At 71.9% G+C, this 22,721-nt stretch carries 24 protein-coding genes; 7 read left to right on the forward strand and 17 right to left on the reverse strand.

Going from position 1 to position 22,721, the window contains the following annotated elements; translation table 11 throughout:
• Positions 1-18 precede the first annotated feature (18 nt).
• The 8 genes from DEJ08_RS17490 to DEJ08_RS17525 form a co-directional block, all read right to left on the reverse strand.
• On the reverse strand, positions 19-1,704 hold the full coding sequence (locus DEJ08_RS17490; RefSeq protein WP_111053678.1) for a bifunctional 3'-5' exonuclease/DNA polymerase: 1,686 nt from the start codon (positions 1,702-1,704) through the stop codon (positions 19-21).
• Between the two features lie 54 nt (positions 1,705-1,758).
• Complete coding sequence (locus tag DEJ08_RS17495) at positions 1,759-1,953, reverse strand: hypothetical protein (RefSeq protein WP_017887924.1); 195 nt, start codon at positions 1,951-1,953, stop codon at positions 1,759-1,761.
• 34 nt (positions 1,954-1,987) lie between these two features.
• Positions 1,988-2,761: a hypothetical protein gene (locus tag DEJ08_RS17500; protein ID WP_111053677.1), complete on the reverse strand. Its 774-nt coding sequence runs from the start codon at positions 2,759-2,761 to the stop codon at positions 1,988-1,990.
• The gene (locus DEJ08_RS17505; RefSeq protein WP_181433258.1) at positions 2,758-3,618 is read right to left on the reverse strand and encodes a carbohydrate ABC transporter permease; all 861 of its coding nucleotides are present in this window, start codon (positions 3,616-3,618) and stop codon (positions 2,758-2,760) included. Before DEJ08_RS17505 ends, DEJ08_RS17500 begins: the two co-directional genes overlap by 4 nt.
• Positions 3,615-4,592, reverse strand: coding sequence for a carbohydrate ABC transporter permease (locus DEJ08_RS17510; RefSeq protein WP_111038425.1), 978 nt, complete (start codon positions 4,590-4,592; stop codon positions 3,615-3,617). The genes DEJ08_RS17505 and DEJ08_RS17510 overlap by 4 nt, the downstream gene beginning before the upstream one ends.
• A gap of 9 nt (positions 4,593-4,601) precedes the next feature.
• Complete coding sequence (locus DEJ08_RS17515) at positions 4,602-5,927, reverse strand: ABC transporter substrate-binding protein (RefSeq protein ID WP_111053676.1); 1,326 nt, start codon at positions 5,925-5,927, stop codon at positions 4,602-4,604.
• Between the two features lie 23 nt (positions 5,928-5,950).
• Positions 5,951-7,192: a Gfo/Idh/MocA family protein gene (locus tag DEJ08_RS17520; RefSeq protein WP_111053675.1), complete on the reverse strand. Its 1,242-nt coding sequence runs from the start codon at positions 7,190-7,192 to the stop codon at positions 5,951-5,953.
• Between the two features lie 147 nt (positions 7,193-7,339).
• A complete protein-coding gene (locus tag DEJ08_RS17525; RefSeq protein WP_027466817.1) occupies positions 7,340-8,128 on the reverse strand; it encodes a DeoR/GlpR family DNA-binding transcription regulator in 789 nt (262 codons plus the stop codon).
• 133 nt (positions 8,129-8,261) lie between these two features.
• Here DEJ08_RS17525 and DEJ08_RS17530 point away from each other — a divergent pair, with 133 nt between their 5' ends.
• From DEJ08_RS17530 to DEJ08_RS17550, 5 genes are read left to right on the forward strand one after another with little or no spacing between them, the layout of a single operon-like run.
• Positions 8,262-9,140, forward strand: coding sequence for an SIS domain-containing protein (locus DEJ08_RS17530; protein WP_071406232.1), 879 nt, complete (start codon positions 8,262-8,264; stop codon positions 9,138-9,140).
• Positions 9,140-10,051, forward strand: a complete 912-nt coding sequence (locus tag DEJ08_RS17535) for an ROK family protein (protein WP_071406233.1) — start codon at positions 9,140-9,142, stop codon at positions 10,049-10,051. The genes DEJ08_RS17530 and DEJ08_RS17535 overlap by 1 nt, the downstream gene beginning before the upstream one ends.
• Positions 10,048-11,166: an N-acetylglucosamine-6-phosphate deacetylase gene (gene nagA / locus DEJ08_RS17540; protein ID WP_111053674.1), complete on the forward strand. Its 1,119-nt coding sequence runs from the start codon at positions 10,048-10,050 to the stop codon at positions 11,164-11,166. The genes DEJ08_RS17535 and nagA overlap by 4 nt, the downstream gene beginning before the upstream one ends.
• A complete protein-coding gene (locus tag DEJ08_RS17545) occupies positions 11,163-12,206 on the forward strand; it encodes a 1-phosphofructokinase family hexose kinase (RefSeq protein WP_111053673.1) in 1,044 nt (347 codons plus the stop codon). Before nagA ends, DEJ08_RS17545 begins: the two co-directional genes overlap by 4 nt.
• Positions 12,203-13,039, forward strand: a complete 837-nt coding sequence (locus DEJ08_RS17550; RefSeq protein ID WP_181438900.1) for a class II fructose-bisphosphate aldolase — start codon at positions 12,203-12,205, stop codon at positions 13,037-13,039. Before DEJ08_RS17545 ends, DEJ08_RS17550 begins: the two co-directional genes overlap by 4 nt.
• A gap of 35 nt (positions 13,040-13,074) precedes the next feature.
• Here DEJ08_RS17550 and DEJ08_RS17555 read toward each other — a convergent pair whose 3' ends face one another.
• From DEJ08_RS17555 to DEJ08_RS17565, 3 genes are all read right to left on the reverse strand, one after another.
• Positions 13,075-14,481 (reverse strand): L-serine ammonia-lyase, encoded by a 1,407-nt coding sequence (locus DEJ08_RS17555; RefSeq protein WP_111053672.1) that lies wholly within the window; start codon positions 14,479-14,481, stop codon positions 13,075-13,077.
• Between the two features lie 34 nt (positions 14,482-14,515).
• Positions 14,516-14,710: a PspC domain-containing protein gene (locus tag DEJ08_RS17560; protein ID WP_027466823.1), complete on the reverse strand. Its 195-nt coding sequence runs from the start codon at positions 14,708-14,710 to the stop codon at positions 14,516-14,518.
• Positions 14,711-14,808: 98 nt separating this feature from the next.
• Positions 14,809-15,735, reverse strand: coding sequence for an NADP-dependent oxidoreductase (locus DEJ08_RS17565; RefSeq protein ID WP_258366974.1), 927 nt, complete (start codon positions 15,733-15,735; stop codon positions 14,809-14,811).
• A 95-nt stretch (positions 15,736-15,830) separates the two neighbouring features.
• Between DEJ08_RS17565 and DEJ08_RS17570 the strand changes: the two genes are divergently transcribed.
• On the forward strand, positions 15,831-16,649 hold the full coding sequence (locus tag DEJ08_RS17570; protein ID WP_111053671.1) for a shikimate 5-dehydrogenase: 819 nt from the start codon (positions 15,831-15,833) through the stop codon (positions 16,647-16,649).
• A gap of 75 nt (positions 16,650-16,724) precedes the next feature.
• Here the strand turns inward: DEJ08_RS17570 and DEJ08_RS17575 are convergent, their stop codons facing one another.
• The 6 genes from DEJ08_RS17575 to DEJ08_RS17600 are packed head-to-tail and all read right to left on the reverse strand — an operon-like array spanning position 16,725 to position 21,939.
• Positions 16,725-17,168: an SRPBCC family protein gene (locus DEJ08_RS17575; RefSeq protein ID WP_111053670.1), complete on the reverse strand. Its 444-nt coding sequence runs from the start codon at positions 17,166-17,168 to the stop codon at positions 16,725-16,727.
• 5 nt (positions 17,169-17,173) lie between these two features.
• Positions 17,174-18,619 carry a phytoene desaturase family protein gene (locus DEJ08_RS17580; protein WP_111053669.1) on the reverse strand — a complete coding sequence of 482 codons (1,446 nt, stop codon included), beginning with the start codon at positions 18,617-18,619 and terminating at the stop codon, positions 17,174-17,176.
• Positions 18,620-18,658: 39 nt separating this feature from the next.
• The gene (locus DEJ08_RS17585; RefSeq protein WP_111028900.1) at positions 18,659-19,327 is read right to left on the reverse strand and encodes a hypothetical protein; all 669 of its coding nucleotides are present in this window, start codon (positions 19,325-19,327) and stop codon (positions 18,659-18,661) included.
• A gap of 54 nt (positions 19,328-19,381) precedes the next feature.
• Complete coding sequence (locus DEJ08_RS17590) at positions 19,382-19,909, reverse strand: GNAT family N-acetyltransferase (RefSeq protein ID WP_181438899.1); 528 nt, start codon at positions 19,907-19,909, stop codon at positions 19,382-19,384.
• A gap of 27 nt (positions 19,910-19,936) precedes the next feature.
• Entirely contained in the window at positions 19,937-21,214 is a 1,278-nt protein-coding gene (locus DEJ08_RS17595) for an ABC transporter permease (RefSeq protein ID WP_111053667.1), read from the reverse strand.
• On the reverse strand, positions 21,211-21,939 hold the full coding sequence (locus tag DEJ08_RS17600) for an ABC transporter ATP-binding protein (RefSeq protein WP_031260145.1): 729 nt from the start codon (positions 21,937-21,939) through the stop codon (positions 21,211-21,213). Before DEJ08_RS17600 ends, DEJ08_RS17595 begins: the two co-directional genes overlap by 4 nt.
• Positions 21,940-22,019: 80 nt before the next feature.
• Here DEJ08_RS17600 and DEJ08_RS17605 point away from each other — a divergent pair, with 80 nt between their 5' ends.
• Entirely contained in the window at positions 22,020-22,649 is a 630-nt protein-coding gene (locus DEJ08_RS17605) for a TetR/AcrR family transcriptional regulator (RefSeq protein ID WP_111038413.1), read from the forward strand.
• The last annotated feature ends 72 nt before the right edge of the window (positions 22,650-22,721 follow it).

A 22,721-nucleotide genomic window follows, 5' to 3' on the forward strand; every position in this document is an offset into this window, starting at 1 on the left:
ACGTGAGCCCCGGCCGCCTCAGTCCTTCGCCTCCGAGTACGCCCCCACCACCCCGACCGACAGCGGGAACGTCACCGGAAAGTCCTGGAACAGCAGCCGTCCGGCATCGACCGCGGCCTCCCGGATCTGCTGCGCCACCCACTCGGCGTGCTCCGCCGGAGCGTGCACCACGATCTCGTCGTGCACGAAGAACACCAGGTGCGGCCCGTCCGTCACGGCTCCGGGGAAGCGCGCGATCAGCCGCGACCGCAGGGAACCCATCCACGCGAGTGCCCACTCGGCCGCGGTCCCCTGCACCACGAAGTTCCGGGTGAACCGTCCCCAGCTCCGGGCGCGGGACTCGACCGCACGCTGCATCGCCGGGGTCCCCTCGACCGTGTAGGCCTGGTTCCGGGCCTCGAACCACGAGTCCTCGGGCACCGGTGACGTCCGCCCGAGCAGCGTCGTCACGGGTTCGCCGCGCTCCCCCGCACGGGCCGCCCGTTCCACCATGTCGAGCGCCTGCGGGAACGCCCGGACCAGGCGTGGCACGAGCCGACCGCCCTCGCCCTGGGTCGCCCCGTACATCGCACCGAGCATCGCCACCTTGGCCTGCTGCCGGGTCTCGACCGCCCCCGACGCCACCACGCCGTCGTACAGGTCGCGCCCGTCGCCGGCCGCGGCCATCGCCCGGTCGCCGGACATCGCGGCGAGCACACGTGGCTCCAGCTGCGCGGCGTCCGCCACGACGAGCTTCCACCCGGGGTCGGCGATGACGGCCCCGCGGATGCCCTTCGGCAACTGCATCGCTCCCCCGCCGTCGGCCGCCCAACGACCGGTGACGACACCGCCGACGACGTACTTCGGGTGGAACCGGCCGTCGCGGATCCAGTCGTCGAGCCAGGTCCAGCCGTTGGCGGTGAGCAGTCGCGCCAGGCGCTTGTACTCGAGCAGCGGCTCGATGACGGGGTGCTCGATCTCCTGCAGCTCCCACTTCCGCGTGCTCGTGACCATCAGGCCTGCCCGGCGCAGCGACTTCAGGACGTCGGCGGGCGAGTCCGGGTTGAGACCGGGGTCGTCGAGGCGCTCGCGCACGACGGCGGCGATCTCCTCGAGACGTCGCGGCCGCACCCCGTAGGGCACGCGCGGCCCGAGGGCGTCCTCGAGCAGCCGCTCGTGCACGTCGGCACGCCACGGCAGCCCCGCGTGCAGCATCTCGGCCGCCACGAGCGCACCGGCCGACTCCGCGGTGAGCAGCAGGCGGAGGGCACCGGGAGCGCTCGACCCCGCCACCGCGGCGAGCTGGGAGCGGAACTCCGCCACCGGGTCGACCTCGTCGTCGGGCGCGGAGGCGGTGAACAGGGCGTCGTCGAAGAGCTGGGCCTGCGTCGGCCGGACCATGCGGGCTTCCGCGACCGGGGCGTCCAGGGCATCTGCCGGCGCAGCGGCGAGCGCGGATCCCCGTGCCGCGAGCGCGGCCCGCAGGACACGACGACCGAGGCGCAGGTCGACGCAGCGACCGACCCGCCCACCTGCAGCGAGCACGGCCGGGTACCAGCGCGCGGTGTCGTCCCACACCCAGCGCACGCCCGGTGCGTCGTGGGCCGCGACGAAGGCCGGGAGGCCCGGCTCGTCCAGGCGGATCGGCTCGCCCCCGGCGGTCCCCGCGTCGGTCAGGGGCGTCGCGAGGACGCCGCCGTCGACGCGGCGGAGGACGAGGTGCACGACACGATCATGCCGTGCCCCACCGACCCCGGCGGACCAGGGCCGGAACGGGTGTCACTCGCCGGGTCGGACCGCCGCGGTGTCGGCGACGTCGATGCGGACGTCACCGTCCTCGGCACGGGAGACCTCGACCCGCGGATCGGCGTCGTGCTCGTCGGATCCGGACATGCGGCGGAACGTGTCCTGTCGGCGTTCCTCGAACGTCATGTCGACGCCGTCGTCGAGGTGGTCGTGGTCGGGCTTCGTCATGCCGTGCACGGTACGCGGCCGCGGCTGCGGGCGGTCACGCGACCGGTGCCGTGCCGGTCCGCTCGGTCCAGTGCCCACCGCTCGCCCACCGGTCGAGCACGGCCGCGCGCAACCGACCGGACGGCGCCGCGGACCGCGCGGTCGCCAGCGGCACCCCGAAGACGAACTTCGCGACGCTGGCGTCCCCCTCGGTCGCGTCGCGCTCGCCCGGCGGGACGAGACGGAAGCGCCGGGCGAAGCGCACGAGGTTGGCATCGGGACCGAGCGCGGCGGGCAGTCCCGGGTCGAGCATCCAGGAGCGGCACTGCCACCGATCGGCAGCGAGCTGCGGTGCGAGGCCGCGCAGGACCTCGGGTGCGCGGGCGAACGAGCGGTCGCAGGCCACCGGGTCGAGCGGCCCGGTCTCCGGCACGTGCACGCCCCAGGCCAGCGTGCCGTCCGCCAGGTGGTCGCCGAGTTCGAACTGGAGGCGCCCCACGGCCACCACGCGCCCGGTCACCACGGCGACGAGCCACTCCACCCCGGTGCCGTGCAGCCCGTAGCGTGCGAGCTTGCGGTCGACGTCGGCGACGGAGGCCTCGGCGAGCGCGCGCGGGAGGCCCCGCTCCGCGAGCGCGTCGGCGCTGTCCGGCACCGCGGCGCGGAGCGCCGCGACCAGCAGCGCGTCCCGCTCCGCGGGCCCGGCGTCGGCGACGGTGGCGGCCAGTGCAGCCGCCACCGTCGCCGAGTCGTCCGGTGACCCCACGGCGGCGGCGAGGACCGCGACGGACGCGGGGCGGGCCTCCAGGCCGGGGGTCGCGGTGGTCACTTCAGACCGGACGACGCGAGCCCGTCCATTACCCGACGCTGCAGCACGACGAACATGATGAGCACCGGCGCCATCGCCATCAGGCTGGCGGCCATCAGCACCGGGTAGTCGATCGTGCGGTCACTCGACAGCGTCGCGAGGCCGGCTGCGAGCGGCATGTCCTCGGCGCGGGTGGAGACCACGAGCGGCCAGAGCAGCTCGTTCCACGACCACAGCACGGTCGTGATCGCGAGCACGCTGATCGAGGGACGGGCCAGGGGCAGCATGATCCGCCAGAACGTCTGGAACGGGTTCGCACCGTCCATCCGCGCTGCCTCTTCGAGCTCGGGCGGCATGTTCAGGAACGCGGTCCGCATCAGGAACGTGCCGAAGGCGCTGAACAGCCCGGGTGCGACGATCCCCATCAGGGTGTCGAGCCAGCCGAGCCCCTGCACGATCTGGTACTGCGAGATCAGGTAGACCTGCGAGGGCACGAGCAGGATCGACAGCACGATCGCGAGCAGTGCCGCCCGGCCGCGGAACCGCATCCGGGCGAAGGCGTACCCGGCGAGCGTGCACAGGACGATCTGCGCGATCGTGCGGATGATCGTGACGTACACCGACGTGCCGAGCTGGCTGAGGAACGGCAGGCGTTCGAACACCTGCGCGTAGTTCTGCCACTGCAGCTCCCCCGGCCAGAAGACCGGCGTGACGGACTGCACCTGCGCGTTCGTCGACAGCGACATGATGATCTGCCACAGGAACGGGAAGGCCATCGCGAACCCGCCGATGCCGAGCACGACGTGGATCCACCAGTGGCTGCCGCCGCGACGGCCGGGCCGACGCGCGGTCCGAGGCGGTGTGACGGTGGCGGTCATCCCTGCACCCACTTCCGTTGGACGCGGAACTGCACGAGCGTGACGATGCCGATGAGCAGGAAGATCACCATCGCGATCGCGGCCGCGAAGCCCTTGTCGTTGTCGATGAACCCGGCGCTGTAGAAGTAGAAGACGAGCGACATCGTCTTCGGGATCACCGGGTTGGTGCTGCCGAGGATCGCGTACAGCAGGTCGAACAGCTGGAAGCTCGAGATCGTCGTGACGATCACCACGAAGAAGATGCTCGGGCTGAGCAACGGCACGGTCACCGACCGGAACTGCCGCCACCGGCTCGCGCCGTCGAGCTCCGCGGCCTCGTAGAGCTCCGGCGGGATGTCCTTGAGCCCGGCGCCGAGGATGATCATCGAGAACCCGAGGGACGACCAGAGGCCGACCAGGCTCACCGCGATCAGCGCGAAGCCGGGGGTCGAGATCCAGTACGGGCCGTCGATGCCGAAGTTCCCGAGGAACCAGTTCACGATGCCGTAGTCGCCGTTGTACATGATCCGCCAGACCAGGGCGATCGCCGCGGGCATGGCGACGTACGGCAGGAAGAAGAGCACCCGGTAGAACTGCGCGAACCGCAGCCCCGGGGTGTTCAGCAGGCTGGCGAGCCACACCGCGATCGGGATCCCGGCGAGGACGATCACGGTGTAGATCACCGTGTTGAGCAGCGACTGGTACAGCTGCGGGTCACCGACGAGCCGGACGTAGTTGGCGACGCCGGTGAACGTGGCACCGCCGAAGACGCCCCAGCTGGTGAACGAGTACCAGAACGTCTGGATGATCGGCCAGATGTAGAAGGTGCCGACGCCGACGAGCAACGGGAGCACGAAGAGCCACGGCCACCAGCCGTCGGTCCGTCGTGGCGCTCGGCCGCCGTCGGCTCGCTGAGCGGGGGCGCCCCGCCCGGACGAACGTGTCGTCCGGGCGGGGGTGGCTGCGGCCGGGGGCCGCTCGGTGTTGATCGTCACGCGCGGGTCCTACTTTTCCTTGGCGAGGGCGGCGTCCATCTTCTGTGCGAGGTCCTCTGCCACCTGGTCGACGGGCTTCGACCCGTCGAAGGCGCTCGGCAGCAGGGTGGTCTCGAGGGTGTTCCAGGCGGCGGTGTTCTTCGACACCGGCAGCGGCTTCGCGTAGTCCACCGCGTCGAGGAACACCTGCAGGTCGGCGTCGGGCATCGTCTTCGTGAAGGCGCTCTGCGTGCCCTCGTACGCCGGGATGACCGCGCCCATGTCGCCCTGCTGCTGCTGGGCCGTCTTGCCCGCGAGGTAGACCTGCAGCGCCTGGGCGGCTGCCTTGTCCTTGCTCGCCTCGGACACGACGTTCGAGACACCGTGGATGACGGTCGCCTGCTCCTTGCCCTTGGGCAGCGGGTAGGCGACGACGTCCTTCTCGAGCTCGGTGCCGGTCAGCGCGGAGCGGAACCAGCTGCCGCCCTGGTACATCGCGAGCTTGCCCGAGGTGAACCACTGGTCGGCCGTGGTGTCGGTGAGCTGCTTGATCGAGGGCGATGCCCCCGAGTCGATCAGGTCGGTCCAGAACTGCAGGCCGTCCTCGGAGGCCTTCGTGGCGTACTCGGACTCGGTGCCGTCCGCGTTCACGACCGATCCCCCGGCCTGCAGGATCGTGTTGTAGTACGTCGTCTGGCCGTCCATGCCGCCGGCCGCCCCGTAGGCGCCCTTCGACTTGAGCTTCTCGGACAGCTCGGCGCCGGTCTGCTGGAAGTCGTCCCAGGTCCAGTCCTTGGACGGCAGGTCCAAGCCGGCCTGCTCGAACAGCGACTTGTTGACCCAGACGCCGATGGTGTCGAAGTCCTTCGGCACGCCGTACTGGGTGTCGTCGTACGTGTACAGGTCGTTGAGTGCGCTCGAGTACTTCGACGCGTCGATGTCACCCGACTCGACCTCGCCGGTGATCGGCGCGAGCTTGCCGTTGGCCGCGTACAGCTGGAAGTTCGGGCCGTTCATCCAGAACAGGTCGGGCAGGGTGTTGCTCGAGCCCTGGGTCTGCAGCTTCGTCCAGTAGTTGGCGAACGGCGTGACGTCGACGCTCACCTTGATGTCCGGGTACTCCTCGTTGAAGCCCTTCAGGTTGGCCTTGATGGCCTTGACCTGGTTCTCGTCCCAGACGGCGTAGGTCAGGGACGCCTTGGTGTCCTTCGGCGCGGCCTCGTAGTCGCCGCCGGAGCCGGACGCGCCGGACGACGAGGAGCAGCCGGCCAGGAGCGCTGCCGCGCCGAGTGCGGCGACGGCGCCGAGGAGGACGCGGCGCACGCCGGTTCCTCGGGTGGGGATGTGTGCGGTCATCGGGGTGTCCTTTCGCACGGCCGTCAGGAGCCGACGGTCTGGGCGGGATGCGGGGTGGAGGGGGTGGAGTGCGGGGCGTTCGACGTGAAGTGCGCGATGGTCTCGGCCGGCAGGGGCGGGACGTCGATGGGGACGGACCCGTTGCGGAGCGAGCGCGTGGCCAGCGCGCCGGCGGCGACCGCGGCACGGGCCGCGATCGGGGACAGCTCCGACGGTTCGTCGAACGCGACGGACCGCAGGAACTCGGTCATGGTGAGCAGGTCGGCGTCGGCGTGCCCGTCCTCGACGCCGTCGATCGGGTACTCGCGGTCCCCCGCGGTGTCCCAGCCCCGGCGGTGCGTCCAGACCTTCACGACGCCACCACCGGTGTCGCCGATGTTCTCGAGGCGTCCCTCGGTGCCGATGACGGTGTAGTTCCGCCAGTAGTCCGGGGTGAAGTGGCACTGCTCGTAGCTGGCCTGCACCCCGTTGTCGAGCGTCATCATCACCATCGAGACGTCCTCGACGTCGACGACGGGGTTCAGCCCGGTCTGGGCGAGCGGCGGCCAGTTGTCGTGGGAGAACCAGTCCCCCATGAGCTCGCCGCTGCGGTCGCGCCGGTCGGTGACGTCACCGTAGACCGACAGCGAACCCATCCCGACGACCCGGGCGGTGTCGCCCCCGCCGAGCGCGTGGATGACGTCGAGGTCGTGGCTCGCCTTCTGCAGGAGCAGGGAGTTCACCTTGCTGCGGTCGGCGTGCCAGTCCTTGAAGTAGTAGTCGCCACCGTTGCCGACGAAGTGCCGGCACCAGACGGCCTTGACCTGACCGATCTCGCCGCGGTCGACGATCTCGCGCATCAGGCGGACGACGGCGGCGTGCCGGAAGTTGTGCCCGACGTACAGCGGCGTCCGGGTCTCCGCCGCGGTGTTCAGGACGGCGTCGGCGTCCTCGACCGTGATGGCCAGCGGCTTCTCGAGGTAGACGGCGATGCCCGCGCGGAGCAGGTCGATCGCGATCTCGGCGTGGGTCCAGTCCGGCGTGGTGACGATGGCCGCGTCGACGTGACCGGTGAGGTCACGGTGGTGTTCGACCACCAGGGCGTCCGGGTACTCGTCGTGCCCGCGGTCCCGGCCGGCCGCGGTGACGTCGGCGACGGCCACGACCCGGGCCTGCAGCGACGGGTCGTCGGCGGTTGCCTCGGCCACGTGGCGCGCGATGGCGGACCGCTGGCCCATCCCGATCACCGCGACGCGGAGTCCTGCGTTGTCAGCGCCCATGCTCATCGCTCCCTTGCGTGAATGTGACGCCCATGATGCCGAATCGATCATGAATGCACAATAGGCGCTCACGGATCGCTCACGCATCCGTGCCGGGGAGGGTTTTACACGATCGAAACGTCCGGACCGTTCCGGGGTGGCCGCAGGGGGTGCTCAGTCGGCGACGACGAGCTCCACGCCGGCGCTGGCCAGGTCAGCGGCGAACGAGGCAGGCACCGGCTGGTCGGTGACCAGGACGTCGATGCGGTCGAGCGGGCAGATCCGGGCGAAGGTCGACCGTTCGATCTTGGTCGAGTCGGCGACCACGACGACGCGTCGTCCGACCGAGGCGAAGTGGCGGCTGACCTCGGCCTCGCCCTCGTGCATGGTGGTCGCGCCGTACTGGCCGGTGAGACCGTCGACGCCGAGCACCACGAGGTCGAGGGCGAACTCGTCGAGGGTGTCCCGGACGAGCGGCCCGACGAGCTCGTAGGACTGCCGCCGCGCCACTCCACCGGTGACCACGATCTTCACGTTGGCGCGGACGGACAGCTCGTACCCGACGTTCAGCGCGTTCGTCACGATCGTGATGCCGAACTCGCCGTCGGCGCGGATGAACCGCTCGCTCTTGCCGAGTTCACGCGCGACCTCGGTCGTGGTCGTCCCGCCGTTGAGGCCGACGGTCTCCCCCGGCTGCACCAGTCGGGCGGCCGCGCGGGCGATCGCCGTCTTCGCCTCGGCCTGCCGGGCGATCTTGTACTGCAGCGGGAGCTCGTACCCGGCCCCGAGCGCTGCCGCGCCCCCGTGCGTGCGCGTGACGAGCCGCTGGTCGGCGAGGGTCGCGAGGTCACGGCGAGCCGTCGCGGCGGAGATCCCGAGCAGCTCCCCGATCTCGGCGATCGACACGTTGCCGCGTTCGCTCACCAGTTCGAGCAGGGCGTTCAGCCGCTGTTGGGGGGTCATGACGGTCATCCTACGGCGTCACCACCGTCCCCCGGTGATCGGAAATGACGTTTTCCCCTTCCCTTGCGCACGATCGCTCGCTACGCTTCCTGATCATCGATCACCCGGATCGATCCGGACCCGGAAGGCTCCCATGACCGACACCTTCGTGAGCGCTGAACTGGCCTCGCAGCCGGAGACCTGGCGTGCAGCCGCCGCGCTCCTGCCGACCTTCGCCGACGCGCTCCCCCAGCCGGGCGAACGCGTGGCCGTGATCGGCTGCGGCACGAGCTGGTTCATCGCCATGAGCTACGCCGTCGCCCGTGAGCAGGCGGGCCTCGGTGTGACCGATGCCTTCGCCGGATCCGAGTACCCCGCGTCCCGCGAGTACGACCGCGTGCTCATGATCAGCCGCTCGGGCACGACGACCGAGATCGTCGACCTGCTGCAGGCCCTGCCGTCGCAGCGGACCGTCCTGATCACGGCCGTCGCCGACAGCCCTGCCGCGGCCGTCGCCGACCAGGTGGTCGCCCTGCCCTTCGCCGACGAGCGCTCGGTCGTCCAGACCCGCTTCGCCACCACGACGCTCGCACTGCTGCGGGCGTCCATCGGTGACGACGTCGACGCGCTCGCAGCCCAGGCCGAGACCGCGCTGACGGTGCCGATCGACGACCTGCTCGACGCCGAGCAGGTCTCGTTCGTCGGTCGTGGGGCCGCAGTCGGCCTGACGTTCGAAGCCGCGCTCAAGACGCGTGAGGCCGCGCAGTTCTGGGCTGAGTCCTACCCGGCGATGGACTACCGGCACGGTCCCATCGCGATCGCCCAGCCCGGCCGGCTCGTCTGGTCGCTCGGCACGGCACCCGAGGGCCTGGCCGACGAGGTCGCCGCCACCGGCGCCCGCTTCGTCCAGCACGACCTCGACCCGATCGCCGGACTCGTCGTGGTGCACCGGTTCGCCGTCGCCCTGGCCGAGGGACGCGGGCTCGACCCGGACAACCCCCGGTCGCTCACCCGGTCGGTCATCCTCACCTGATGGGTGGCGCAGGCGCGGTGCTCGGGGTCGACGTCGGCGGCACGGGCATCAAGACCCGGCTGACGACGGCCGACGGACTCGTCCTCGACGAGACCCGGGTACCGACGCCGCGCGACGACCCGGGCGCCGAGCGCCTCGCCGCCGTCGTCGCCGAACTGGCCGCACAGGCCACCCGACGGGCGCCGCTCGGAGCCATCGGGGTGGTGACCCCCGGCGTCGTCGACGAGACCCGCGGCACCGTGGACCTGTCCGTCAACCTCGGGTGGCGCGACGTCCCGGTGCGTGACCTCGTCCGTGCCGAGCTCCTGCGTCACGGGATCGACGTGCCGCTCGCCTTCGGCCACGACGTCCGCGCCGGCGCCCTGGCCGAGGTCCGGGCCGGTGACCCGGCGCTCTCGCGGGGGTCGGTCTCGTTCGTGCCGGTCGGCACCGGGCTCGCGAGCGCCCTGGTGGTCGACGGCGTCGTCGTGTCCGGCGGTGGCTGGGCGGGGGAGATCGGGCAGGTCCGCATCCAGACCGGTCCGCACGCGGGACACCGCGTCGAGGAGATCGCGTCCGCCGGGGGAGTCGCACGTCGTTCCGGCGCGCCGTCCGCTCACGCCGCCATGCTCCTGGTCCGCCAGGGCGACCCCGCAGCCCGTGCGGTCTGGGACGACTGCGTCGCGGTCCTGGCCGACGCGCTCGCCTGGACGACCGCGGTCGCCGGGGTCCACACCATCATCGTCGGCGGGGGACTCGCCGAGTCGGGGCCGCTGCTGCTCGACCCGCTGCGCGACGCCGTCACGGAGCGCCTGCAGGGCGTCCGTGTCCCCGTCGTCGTCCCCGCCCGGCACGGCGACGCAGCCGGCGCCATCGGAGCGGGGATCCTCGCACGCGCGCTGCTCGAGACCGAGACCGGAGTCCTGCTGTGACGACCCTCGTCCGAGCTCATCGCATCGTCACGGCCCAGGCGGACCTGCACGACGGCTGGCTCGTCATCGGTGACGATGACACCGTGCTGGCGACCGGCACCGGGGCCCCGATGCGCACGGGCACCGCCGTCACCGTCGACGGCGCGGTCGTGCCCGGGTTCGTCGACCTGCACGCCCACGGGGCGCTCGGGCACGACTTCGCCGGGTGCTCCGCCGAGGACGCCCGCGCCGCCGCTGGGCACCACCGGTCACGGGGCACGACCACCCTGGTCGGGTCCATCGCCACGGGCGGGCGCGCGGACACCGTGGCGGCCCTCACCCGGCTCCGGCCGCTCGTCGCGGACGGCACGCTCGCCGGGCTGCACCTGGAGGGGCCGTGGCTCGCGCCCGCCCGTCGCGGGGCGCACCGCGTCGACCTGCTGCACGCCCCGGACCCCGCCGAGGTCGACGCCTACTGCGACGCCGCGGGTGGCGCCCTGCGGATCGTCACGCTCGCGCCGGAGCTGCCGGGTGCACTCGACGCCGTCGCCCGCTTCGTCGACGCCGGGGTCGTCGTTGCCATCGGCCACACCGACGCCACCGCCGAGCAGACCCGCCGCGCGGTCGACGCCGGGGCCTCGCTCGCCACCCACCTGTTCAACGGGATGCCCCCGCTGCACCACCGTGCGCCAGGGCCGGTCGGGGTCGCGCTCTCCGACGACCGTGTTCTGCTCGAGTGCATCGTCGACGGCCACCACTTGGACCCGGTCGCCGTCGACATCGTCCAGCGCAGCGCTCCGGGCCGGATGGTCCTGGTCTCCGACGCCATGGCGGCGACCGGCTGCCCCGACGGCGCGTACACGGTGGCCGGATCGGCGGTGACCGTCCGCGACGGGCTCGCCGTGCTCGCCGACGGTTCGTCGCTGGCGGGCAGCACGATCACGGTCGCCGACGCCGTCCGCCGCCTGCTCGACGCCGGGACCGACCTGCCCGAGGTCGTCGCGGCGTCCGCGGGGCGTGCGGCACGCCTGCTCGGGGCTCCGGCCCCGCTCAGCGTGGGCGCCCCCGCCGACCTGGTCGTGCTCGACCCGGAGCGCGGCAGCGTCCGAGCCCTGCCGACGGCGGTGGTCGCGTGATCCTCGTCGTCACCCCGAACCCGGCCGTCGACGTGACCTACCGGGTCGCCGAACAGCGCATCGGCGAGACCCAGCGCGTGCTCGAGGTCCAGCGGCGTCCCGGCGGCAAGGGCCTGAACGTCGGGCGGGTCCTCGCAGCCACCGGTGTCCCGACCCACGCCGTGCTGCCCCTCGGCGGCGACGGCGGGCACTGGATCGCCCATGCCCTCGACGACCTCGGGCTCGTCCACACCGACGTCGCCGTCCGTGGTGAGACCCGCACGACCGTCACGGTGGTGGACGACCTCGCGCACCCGACCATGTTCGGCGAGCCCGGCCCCGTGCTCAGCCCCGACGAGTGGGACACCGTCACCACCGCGGTCGAGACACTGCTCGGCGGCGATGCCAGCGATGCCACCGGTGCCGCCAGTACCCGCGGTGCCGCCGGTGCCCCGCCCGCCGCTGCCCTGGTCGTGTCGGGCTCCCTGCCCCGCGACACCGACCCCGCGGTCGTCGCCCGCTGGGTCACCGCCGCCCGCCGCCGCGGTGTGCTCTCCGTGGTCGACTGCTCAGGCACCGCGCTGCTGGCTGCCGCGTCGGCCGGCGCGACGGTCTGCAAGCCCAACCGCGAGGAACTGCTCGAGGCCACGGGCGCCGACGACGAGCGCTCGGGGGCACTCCGGCTCCTCGGACTCGGCGCGACGGTCGTCGTGGTCTCTCGCGGCTCCGACGGCATCGCCGCCCACACCACCGAGCACGTGCTCGAGGTGCCAGCGGTCCCCGGGGTCTCGGGTAACCCCACCGGCGCCGGCGACGCAGCCACCGCCGGACTCGTCGGTGTCCTGGTCGATGTCCTCGTCGGTGCTGGCCTCTCCGCGCCCGACGGCAGCGTCCCGGCCCCCGACGACGCCACCCTGCTCCGAGCCATGCGGTCCGCCGCCGCACACGGGGCGGCCGCCGTCCTCCAGCCGGTGGCTGGCGCGGTCGACCCGGCAGACGTCCACCGCTTCCTGTCCACCCCGCCCGCTCCCGCCCACGACCGAACGAGGACCCCCGCATGATCAACGACCTCGCCCTCACCGGCCTGCTCGACACCGCCCGCACGGCACGCCGCGGGGTCGGTGCGTTCAACGTCGTGCTGCTCGAGCACGCCGAGGCGATCGTCTCCGGCGCCGAGCTGGCCGGTCTGCCGGTGATCCTGCAGATCAGCGAGAACTGCGTCCGGTACCACGGCGGCCTCGCACCGATCACGACCGCGACCCAGACGGTCGCACGCGCCGCCGACGTCGAGGTCCTCGTGCACCTCGACCACATCGAGGACCCGGAGCTGGTGGCGGCCGGCGTCGAGCTGGGCGTCGACTCGGTCATGTACGACGGTTCACACCTGGACTTCGCCGCCAACGTGGCCGCGACCCGCGAGCTCGCCGCTCGGTGTCACGCCGCGGGCGTCGCGATCGAGGCCGAGCTCGGCGAGGTCGGCGGCAAGGACGGCGTGCACGCACCCGGCGTCCGCACCGATCCGACCGACGCAGCCGCGTTCGTGGCTGACACCGGGGTCGATGCCCTGGCGGTCGCGGTGGGGACCTCGCACGCGATGCAGACCCGCGAGGCGTCGGTGGACCGTGACCTGGTCGAGCGCCTCCGTGCCGCGGTTCCGGTGCCGCTCGTGCTGCACGGGTCCTCGGGCCTGTCCGACGACGAACTCCGTGGCGCTGTACACGCGGGGATGACGAAGATCAACATCTCGACGCACCTGAACGGCCTGTTCACCCGTGCGCTCCGCACCGTGCTCGACGAGCGGCCGGACGTCGTCGACCCGCGCAAGTACGTGTCGGCGGGCCGGGACGCCATCGCCACCGAGACGGCACGGCTGCTGACGCTCCTGCACGCCTGACGCGCGAGCGGGCGCAAACGGGCGCGAGCTGGCGCTCAGCAGAGCGGGACGTTCACCGCGAGCCCGCCCATCGCGGTCTCCTTGTACTTCGACGACATGTCCGCCCCGGTCTGCCGCATCGTCTCGACGACCTGGTCGAGCGACACGTGGTGCACCCCATCCCCGCGCAGGGCCATCCGGGCGGCGTTGATCGCCTTGTTCGCCGCGATCGCGTTCCGCTCGATGCACGGGATCTGCACCAGGCCGCCGATCGGGTCGCAGGTCAGCCCGAGGTTGTGCTCCATCGCGATCTCGGCGGCGTTCTCGACCTGCTCCGGCGTGCCCCCGAGGACCTCGGCGAGCCCTGCAGCCGCCATCGACGCCGCCGAACCGACCTCGCCCTGGCAGCCGACCTCGGCACCGGAGATCGACGCCCGTTCCTTGTAGATCGACCCGATCGCCCCGGCGGTGAGCAGGAACCGCACGACGGCGTCGTCCCGTTCGGCGGCGGGGGCGTCGGCGACCGTGGGCACGTAGGTGAGCGCGTAGTACAGGACCGCGGGGATGATGCCGGCTGCGCCGTTCGTCGGGGCGGTGACGACGCGGCCTCCGGTGGCGTTCTCCTCGTTGACCGCCATGGCGACGAGGTTCACCCACTCCATCGCGAAGAGCGGGTCGTGGTCGGGGTCCTCGCGGGTGAGCTGCTCGTGCCAGGTGGCCGCGCGACGGCGGACGTCGAGTCCCCCGGGCAGGCACCCGCCCCGGCGGACGGATCGGTCGACGCACGACTCCATCACGCCGTGGATGCCCAGCAGTCCGGACCGGATCTCGGCGTCCGTCCGCGTGACTGCCTCGTTCGCCAGGGCGACGCCGCTGATCGGCAGGCCGGAACCGGCACACGCGGCGAGCAGCTCCGCGCCGCTCGAGAACGGGTACGGCACGGCGTCGTCGACCGGGATCGCGGCACCGGCGACGGCAGCGGATGCGTCGGCCGCGGGCTCCGCCGCCTCGTCCCGTGCGATGAACCCGCCACCGATCGAGTAGTACGTCTCGTCGGCCAGGTCGGTCCCGTCGGCGTCACGGGCACGCAGCCGCATGGCGTTCGGGTGCCGGGGCAGCATCGTCAGGGGGTGCAGGACGATGTCGGCGAGGCGGAACGGCACGCTCGCACCGCCATCGAGGCGCAGGACACCGTCGCGTTCCACGGCGTCGAGCGCGAGGACCATGGCATCGGGGTCGACGGTCTCCGGGTGTGACCCCATGAGCCCGGCGACGACGGCACCGAGGGTGCCGTGACCCTGCCCGGTCGACGCGAGGGACCCGTACAGGTCGACCACCACGGACGCGACGGGCAGGCCACGGACGAGGGTTGCGAACTCGGCACCGGCCCGCATCGGGCCGACCGTGTGCGAGCTCGAGGGGCCGACACCGACGCTGAACAGATCGAAGACGGAGACCGGCACGCCGCCACACTAACCCGTCCGGACGGACCGGTGCTCAGCGCCGCCGACCACCCTCGGGCGGCATCACGAACCACAGCACGACGTACGCGATCCACAGCGGCCCGGGGAAGAAGCTCAGGATGACCCAGACCACCCGGACCAGGGTGCGGGACAGGTTGAAGCGATCGGCGAGACCGGCGCAGACGCCGGCCAGCAGACGACCGTTGCGGGGACGGGAGAGTGTGCTCATACCGACGACGCTACGCAACCCCGCCGGTCGAGCGCATCCGGGACGCACCCCGAGCGTGGTGGGGGAAACCCCCGGACCGGCCCTGAGCGGCCCCGGGATCAGGGGATGAGGACGATCTTGCCGCGGGTGTGGCCCTGCTCGAGCTCCTCGAAAGCGTCCTGCACACGATCGAGCGGGTAGGTCGCGGCGATCGGCACCTCGATGGCGCCGTTCGCCACCTCGAGGGCGAGCGCCCCGAGGATCTCCGGGTCGGCGGTGTCCGCGCTGCCCGAGGCCTTCGCCCCGACCTCGGCGGCCTCGTCGAACGCGATGATCGTCTCGATGCGGTCGACCGGCACCCCGAGGGCGATGCCGAGCCGGACGTACTCGGCACCGTGGGTGTCGATCACGGCGTCGATGCCGTTCGTCGCGAGTTCGGTGATGCGCTCCTGCAGGCCGTCGCCGTACGCGACCGGCCGTGCACGCTTGGAACGGAGCCACTCGTGGTTCGCCTCGGAGGCGACGGCGATGACGTCGATGCCCTCGTTCGCGAGCAGCTGGGTGACGAAGCCACCGACCCCACCGGCGGCGCCGGACACGACGACGGTCTCGCCCGGACGCGGGTCGACCGCACGCACGGCTGCGGCCGCGGTGGTCGCGATGACGTCGAGGCCACCCGCCACGGTCCAGTCGAGCAGGCGTGGCTTCTGGACGACCTGGACGGCCGGCACGCAGACGTACTCGGCCTGGCTGGCGCGGTCCCACGACCAGCCGATGACCTCTTCGCCCTCGTCGACGCCGTCCACCTCGGCCCCGACGGCCACCACGATGCCGGCGAAGTCGGTGCCCTGCCCGGACGGCAGGTCGCCGCCGAACGCACCCTGGCGGATGGCCGACTCACCGGGGTTGATGCCTGCGGCGCGGACGCGGACGAGCACCCGCCCGGGCGTCACCTCGGGAACGGGCACCTCGGCGACGTGCAGGACCGATCGGTCACCCCACTCGTCGAAGCGGACAGCGCGCATGGTCTCCGGGATCTCAGTCATCGGCACCGACGCTACCCCGGCGCGCCGCACCCGGTCTGCGTGGACCGCTCCATCCCTGCGAGAACGCGAAAGGGAGAGGGTGCGAGACTGGGGGCATGCCCATCCTGAACAAGGACATGCAGGTCTGCATGTCGCTGGCCGCGCGCCCGAGCAACATCGGCACCCGGTTCCACAACTTCCTGTACGACGAGCTCGGCCTCAACTTCCTGTACAAGGCGTTCACCACGACCGATCTGCCCGGCGCCGTCGCCGGCATCCGTGCGCTCGGGATCCGCGGTTGCTCGGTGTCGATGCCCTTCAAGGAGGCGATCATCCCGCTGGTCGACCACATCGAGGACTCCGCCGCCGCGATCCAGTCGGTCAACACGGTCGTGAACGACGACGGCGTGCTCACCGCGTCGAACACCGACTACGAGGCGATCGCCGCCCTGCTCGGGTCGCACCAGGTCGACCCGGCCTCGCGGGTGCTGCTCCGCGGCTCGGGCGGCATGGCCAAGGCCGTCACGGCGGCGTTCCGCGGCGCCGGCTTCGACCGGCTGACGGTCGTCGCCCGCAACGAGCGGACCGGACCGGCCCTGGCGTCGCAGTACGGCTACGAGTGGGTCGCCGACGAGCGGGAAGCGGGGGAGACCGACCTGGTCGTCAACGTCACCCCGCTCGGCATGCGCGGCGACCAGCAGGACGCACTCGCCTTCGCGCCGGAACGGATCGAGGCGGCGCACACCGTCTTCGACGTGGTCGCGTTCCCGTCGGAGACTCCGCTCGTACGGGCAGGCCGGGACGCCGGCAAGCACGTCATCACCGGCGCCGAGGTCATCGCCCTGCAGGCGGCGCGCCAGTTCGAGCGGTACACGGGCGTCGCCCTGACCGACGACCAGGTGGCGCGGGCCAGCGAGTTCTCGCGCGCCGAGTAGTCGACGCGCCCACAGGGCGGACGGGAGGCCCGGGGCGGCGCCGCCACGGGCCTCCCGTCCGTCTCGTGGGACGTCTCAGGCGTTCGCCGCACGCCCGACGGCCACCCACTCGAGGCGGCGGAGGGTCTCGCGGTTGCGGATCCAGATGAGCGGCTGCATGAGGAAGTCGGGCACGTACGAACCCGGCCCGTCCACCGCGTTCTCGGTGATCGTGACCTTGCTGCCGTGCCGGTGCGGTTCGACGGTCAGCTCGACGCGGGCCTCGCCGATGGGCCAGCCCTTCGGCTGGATGACCATGCGGTGCGGCGGCTCCCACACCAGCGACGTCGTGACGTCGTTGATGACGATCGGCCACGCGCCGAACGAGTGGTGCAGGTGGGTACCGACCTGCGGCCAGCCGGACTCCTCCTTGCGCATGCGCGAGGCCCCGACCACCCAGGTCGTGTAGAGCCACCCGTCGCCGAGCACGTCGAAGACGGCTTCGGGGCGGCAGTGCAGGATGCGGACGTTCTTCGCCATGGTGATCAGCCTTCCGGGGTGAGGTCGACGTCCTCCGGCAGGCCGAAGGTGTGCCGGAGTGCGCTCTTCGCCGCGTGCCACCCGGCCATGCCGTGCACGCCGGGGCCGGGCGCGGAGGACTCGGAGCACAGGTACATGCCGCCGCCCATCCGCCACGGGTCGCTGGACAGGACGGGGCGCTTGACGAGCTGCCAGAAGCTCGCGGCACCGGCGGCGATGTCGCCACCGACGTAGTTCGGGTTGTACTCGCCCATCTGCACGGCGGTGCGGGAGCCCGACGACAGGATCGTGTCGCGGAACCCCGGCGCGAACCGCTCGATCTGGCGGGTGACGGCCTCGGTCGGGTCGACATCCGACCCCGCGGGGACGTGCGCGTAGGCCCAGAAGACGTGCTTGCCCTTCGGGGCGCGGGTCGGGTCCACCACGGTCGGCTCCGCACCGAGCACGTACGGGCGCTCGGCGTGCTGCCCGTTCGCGACGGCACGTTCGGCCTCCGCGATCTCCTGGCGGGTCCCGCCGATGTGCACGGTCCCGGCCTTCCGCAGCGACTCGTTGGTCCACGGCACCGGGTCGGACAGCGCGAAGTCGACCTTCGCCGCGGCGTTGCCGAACCGGAAGCGTCGAAGTGCACCGCGCTTCGGGGTCGGGATCTGCTTGCCCGCGATCCGGAGCATGCCCGGCACGCTGGTGTCGAACAGCACCGCCTTCGCCGGGGTGAGGTCACCGAGCGACCGGACCTCCTGCCCGGTGACGATGCGGCCGCCGTGCGCGACGAGGTCCGCGGCGAGCGCGTCCACGATCGCCTGGCTGCCACCGATCGGCACCGGCCAGCCGCGGGCGTGCGCGTACGAGCCGAGCGACAGGGCAGCCGCCGCGGTGGACAGGGACGGCAGGTGCTGGATCGAGTGCGCGGCGACGCCGGACACCATCGCCGGGGCGGCCTCGCCGCGGAAGCGCAGGTTCCACGCGGCGGTGCCCTGCTCGAGCGCCCGCAGGCCGAAGCGCAGGACCGTCAGGGGGTGCCGCGGCACGTGCAGCAGCGCGTCAGTCGCGAAGTCGGCGACCTGGTCGGCGTTCTCCGCCAGCGGGGCCATCAGCTGCTTGAAGGCCGGCCCGTCCACCCCGAGCTCGGCGGCGGTGCGGTCGAGGTCCTGGTAGGCGATGCCGGCGCGGCCGCCGTCGAGCGGGTGGCCGTACTGCACCTCGGGCAGGCGGAGTTCGATGCGCTCCTCCATCCGGAACAGCCGGAAGAACTCGGACTGCAGGGCCATCGGGTGCACGGCGGAGCAGACGTCGTGCAGGAAGCCGGGCAGGGTGAGCTCGGCCGTGCGGGCGCCGCCGCCGATCGTGTCGTTCCGTTCGACGACCTCGACCGACAGTCCGGCGCGTGCGAGCGTCACCGCTGCCGCGAGCCCGTTCGGTCCCGCTCCGACGACCACCGCATCAACCATGCACCGAGCCTAGGGACTCGTGACTGCGTGTGGTGTCGGTCAGGTGCGCGAGGTGTCGGGATCAGCCGGGTCCGACTCGTCCTGGTCACCGTCGGCGTCGTCGGGTTCGTCGGCGTCGACCGGGGTCGATCCGACGGGGTGCTCAGCGAGCAACTCGGCGAAGTCCTCGTCGAGCATCTGCTGCAGCCGGTCGTCACGGCCGATCTCGTAGTCGTCCGCCGGGCGCTGGGCCCACCCGAGGCGTCCGACGACGGTGGTGCCGATGTCGTCCCAGGCGCGGGCCCGCGCGGCGAGCACGATCCCGTCGACGAAGTGCTGGTCGTCGCGCCGCTTGTCGAGCATGGTGGCGAGCTGCTCGTACGTGGCCTCGCGCATCCGGAGCTTCAGGTCGTCGCCCCGCCGGTAGTCGTGCTGGTGGCGGGAACGGCCCTTCTGCTTGCTCGAGGTGGAGCGGATCTCCCGCATGCGTGCGGCGTCGCCCCGCTGTTCCTCGGCCATGCGGTGGAGTTCCTCGCGCGTGGCCTCGGCGATGAGCGCGTGGTCGAAGTACCCCTGGTCACGCAGGGCGTTCGTGATGATGCGGTTGGCCACCGCGATGGTGACGGCGGCCTTCGCGATGAGGAAGCCCTCGTCGACCGCCCGCTTCAGTTCGACCTGGCTGATGGGTCGATCGCGCACGTCGTGGTTGCGTCGTCCGAACAAGGCCATGCTCCGACGATACCGGCGACCGGTGTCGGTCGGCCTGCACGACGGCGACGGGCGTCAGAGCAGCAGGCCGTACACCGCCACGTCGACACGCTCGGGCCCGAGGGGCAGCGCCCCGCGCAGGGTGCCCTCGTGCACGAAGCCGAGCCGCTCGGCGAGCCCCCGGCTCCGCGCGTTGTCGACCGCCGTCCGGATCTCCATCCGTGCGGACCCGCGCGCCCGGGCGACCCCGATCAGCACGGTGGCCGCGCGCCGGACGACACCACGGCCCTCCTGTCCGGCGTCCACCCAGTAGCCGAGCGATGCCTGGCCCAGGTACGGGTCGAACGTCAGCGAGGCCACCCCGACGATGCGGTCGTCCGCGCGGATGACGCAGGGCAGCGCGCGGTCCATCGCGAACTGGCCGAGCAGCCGCTCGGTGTGCAGGGCGATGGCCTCGCGGGTCTGGGGGTCCCAGGCCCAGGGCTCGGCGGCCCGCAGACGATCGGTGTTGGCGTGCACGAGTGCGAGCACCTGGTCGACCGTCGTCAGGTCGCGCAGCGTCAGCGTGTAGCCGTCACCGAGGTCGCGTCCGAACGTCGTCACCGCCCCGACACTAGGCAGCCCTGCCTGTCACTCGTACCGGAGCGCCTCGATCGGGTTCTGCCGTGCGGCTCGTCGTGCCGGCAGGGTGCCCGCCAGGAACGCGATGAACATCACGACGAGGATGATCGTGGCGACGGACCCCGGCGCGAACTGCATGATCTGCAGCCCCGGCAGGTCCTTGAGGAGCGTGCCCGCCAGGACGTTCGAGATCCCGGTGCCGAGCAGGATCGCGACCCCGGCGCCGATGGCGCTGCCGAGGAACCCGATGAACACCGCCTCGAGCGAGAACAGCGTGTAGACCTTGCCGCCACCCATGCCCATCGCCTTCATCAGGCCGATCTCGCGCGTGCGCTCCTGCACGCTCATGAGCAGGGTGTTGATGATGCCGAAGCCGGCGGCGACGAGCGCGATCACGGCGAAGGCGTTCAGGACCCCGACGATGCCGCTGATGACGGTCTGGAACTGGCCGAGCTGGTCCTGGATGGTCTGGCCGAGGAACCCGTCGTCGGCCAGGGACTTCTTGACCGTGGTGACGGAGGCGTCGGCGTCGAGCGTCGCGGTGGCGCTGGCATAGGACGTCGCGATCGAGTCGGGCTTGCCGATCTCCTGCGCGGCCTGCATGGCGTCGGTCAGTGCGGCGTTCGCCCCGGCACCGCTGCCGAACAGCGACTCGTTCTGCACCCCGACGACGGTGGCGGTGAGCGTGTGCTCCTTGCCCTGGTAGTCGTCGACGGCGATCGTGAGCTCCTTGCCGACGGCGGCCGAGGCACTGCCGAGACCCATGTTCTTCAGGTAGTCGGTCGGCAGCATCACCTGGTTGGCGTCGGTCTCGTCGTCGAGCTGCTTGCCGCTCGCCAGGTCGGCGTCGAGCTCGCCGGCGTTGGCCGTGAGCGACACGACGTACTTGCCCTGGTCGTCGTACTCGGCGTACTTCGGTGCGAGGGCGATCGCGGGGCGGAGGCTCTTGATGCCGTCCGTCTTCTCGATCGCGTCGACGTCGGACTGCGACAGGTACGAGAACGACGCGGGCCCGCGGTCGACGCTCTGACCGGACGCCTCGGGGTCGTACTTCGCCGGGCCGCTGTCGGTCGAGGTGCTGTCGACCGCCTTCGTGATGGTCAGCGAACCGGTGTCGCCGATCGAGGAGACCTGGCTGTCGATGTAGTTGCTGACGCCCGTGCCGATGGCCGAGGTGAGCGTGATCGTGAAGGCGCCGATGAAGATCGCGATGACGGTCAGGGTCGTGCGCAGCTTCGAGCGGAAGGTGTTCGAGACCGCGGTGCGCAGGAGGTCGAGGAAGTTCATGCGGAGTGCCTTCCGTGCGTGGCAGACGCGTCGACCGCGTCGTCGGGTCCGCCGACGATCAGGCCGTCGCGGACGTTGACGCTGCGGTCGCAGCGCGCGGCGAGCTCTTCGTCGTGCGTGACCACGACGAGCGTGATCCCCCGCTCGCGCTGCAGCCCGAACAGCATGTCCTCGACCACCTGCCCGGTGTTCGTGTCGAGGTTGCCGGTCGGCTCGTCGGCGAAGATCACGCTCGGCTCGCCGACCAGCGCCCGGGCGATGACCACGCGCTGCTTCTGGCCGCCGGACAGGTCGTTGGCGTCGTTCTTGGCCTTGTCGGCCAGCCCGAGGGCGTCGAGCGCCGCCATGCCCCGGCGCTTCCGCTCGGCTCCGGAGACGCCGGCGATCTTGAGCGGGAGCACGACGTTGTCGAGCACCGAGGTCTTCGGCGTCAGGAAGAACTGCTGGAACACGAACCCGAAGGTGCTGTTCCGGGTGCGGTTGACCTGGCGGGCACCGAGCGTCGCCGCGTCGGTGCCGTCGAGCAGCACCTGTCCGGCCGACGGCTTGTCGAGCAGTGCGAGCAGGTGCATCAGCGTCGACTTGCCGGAGCCGGACTTGCCGACGATCGCCAGGCTCTCGCCCTGGTGCACCGCCAGCGACACCCCCTTGAGCGCGTCGAACCGCGTCGCGCCGCGGCCGTAGGTCCTGGCGAGGTCACGGGCCTCGAGCACGGGAGTGGTCATGGGTTCACCGTAGTGTCCGATGCACGACTGCAAGTTTGCGTTTGCTGTAGATCATGTGACGTTCCGGTTACAGTCGGGCCATGCCCGACTCCGCGACGCCGTCAGAACTCGGTCTCCGTGACCGCAAGCGCATCGAGACCCGCAACCGCATCGCCGAGGCGGCTCGGTCCCTGGCCCTCGAGCAGGGCGTCGACGGCACCACGATCGAGCAGATCGCCGCGCGGGCCGACGTCTCCCCGCGGACGTTCTTCAACTACTTCGAGAGCAAGGAGGACGCGGTCCTCGGGCACACCGAGCTCGACCTCGAACCCGCCACCCTCGAGGCGCACCTGGCCGCCGTCGCGGGGGAGCCGGCGGCGCAGGCCGTGGTGGACCTGGCGTTCCTGGTGTTCGGGTCGTCGTTCGGCGACGAGCACGAGCGGCTCGAGCGCAAGGCCGTCATCGTGCGGTTCCCGCAGCTGATGCGTCGGCAGGTCGCGCGGATGACCACGGTCGCCGAGGCGATGACCGGCGCGGTGCGCACGATCCTCGAGCGCGACCCGGCCTGGGGCCCCGAGGCCGCGACACCGCAGGCGGCCGAGATGCTGCTCGGCATGTGCATGACGGGCCTGCGCAGTGCCGCTCGGCACGAGGGTTCCGACCCGGAGCAGGTGCGGGCCGCGGTGGTCGCGTCGATCCGCGACACGGCTGCGCGCATCGCCGCGGCCTGAGACGCGACCACGAACGGACGGGAGGCGTGGTGCCAGCTGGCACCGCGCCTCCCGTCCGTCGGTGGGCACGTC

The organism is Curtobacterium sp. MCLR17_054 (assembly GCF_003234335.2).
In the GTDB taxonomy this organism is placed as follows: domain Bacteria; phylum Actinomycetota; class Actinomycetes; order Actinomycetales; family Microbacteriaceae; genus Curtobacterium; species Curtobacterium flaccumfaciens.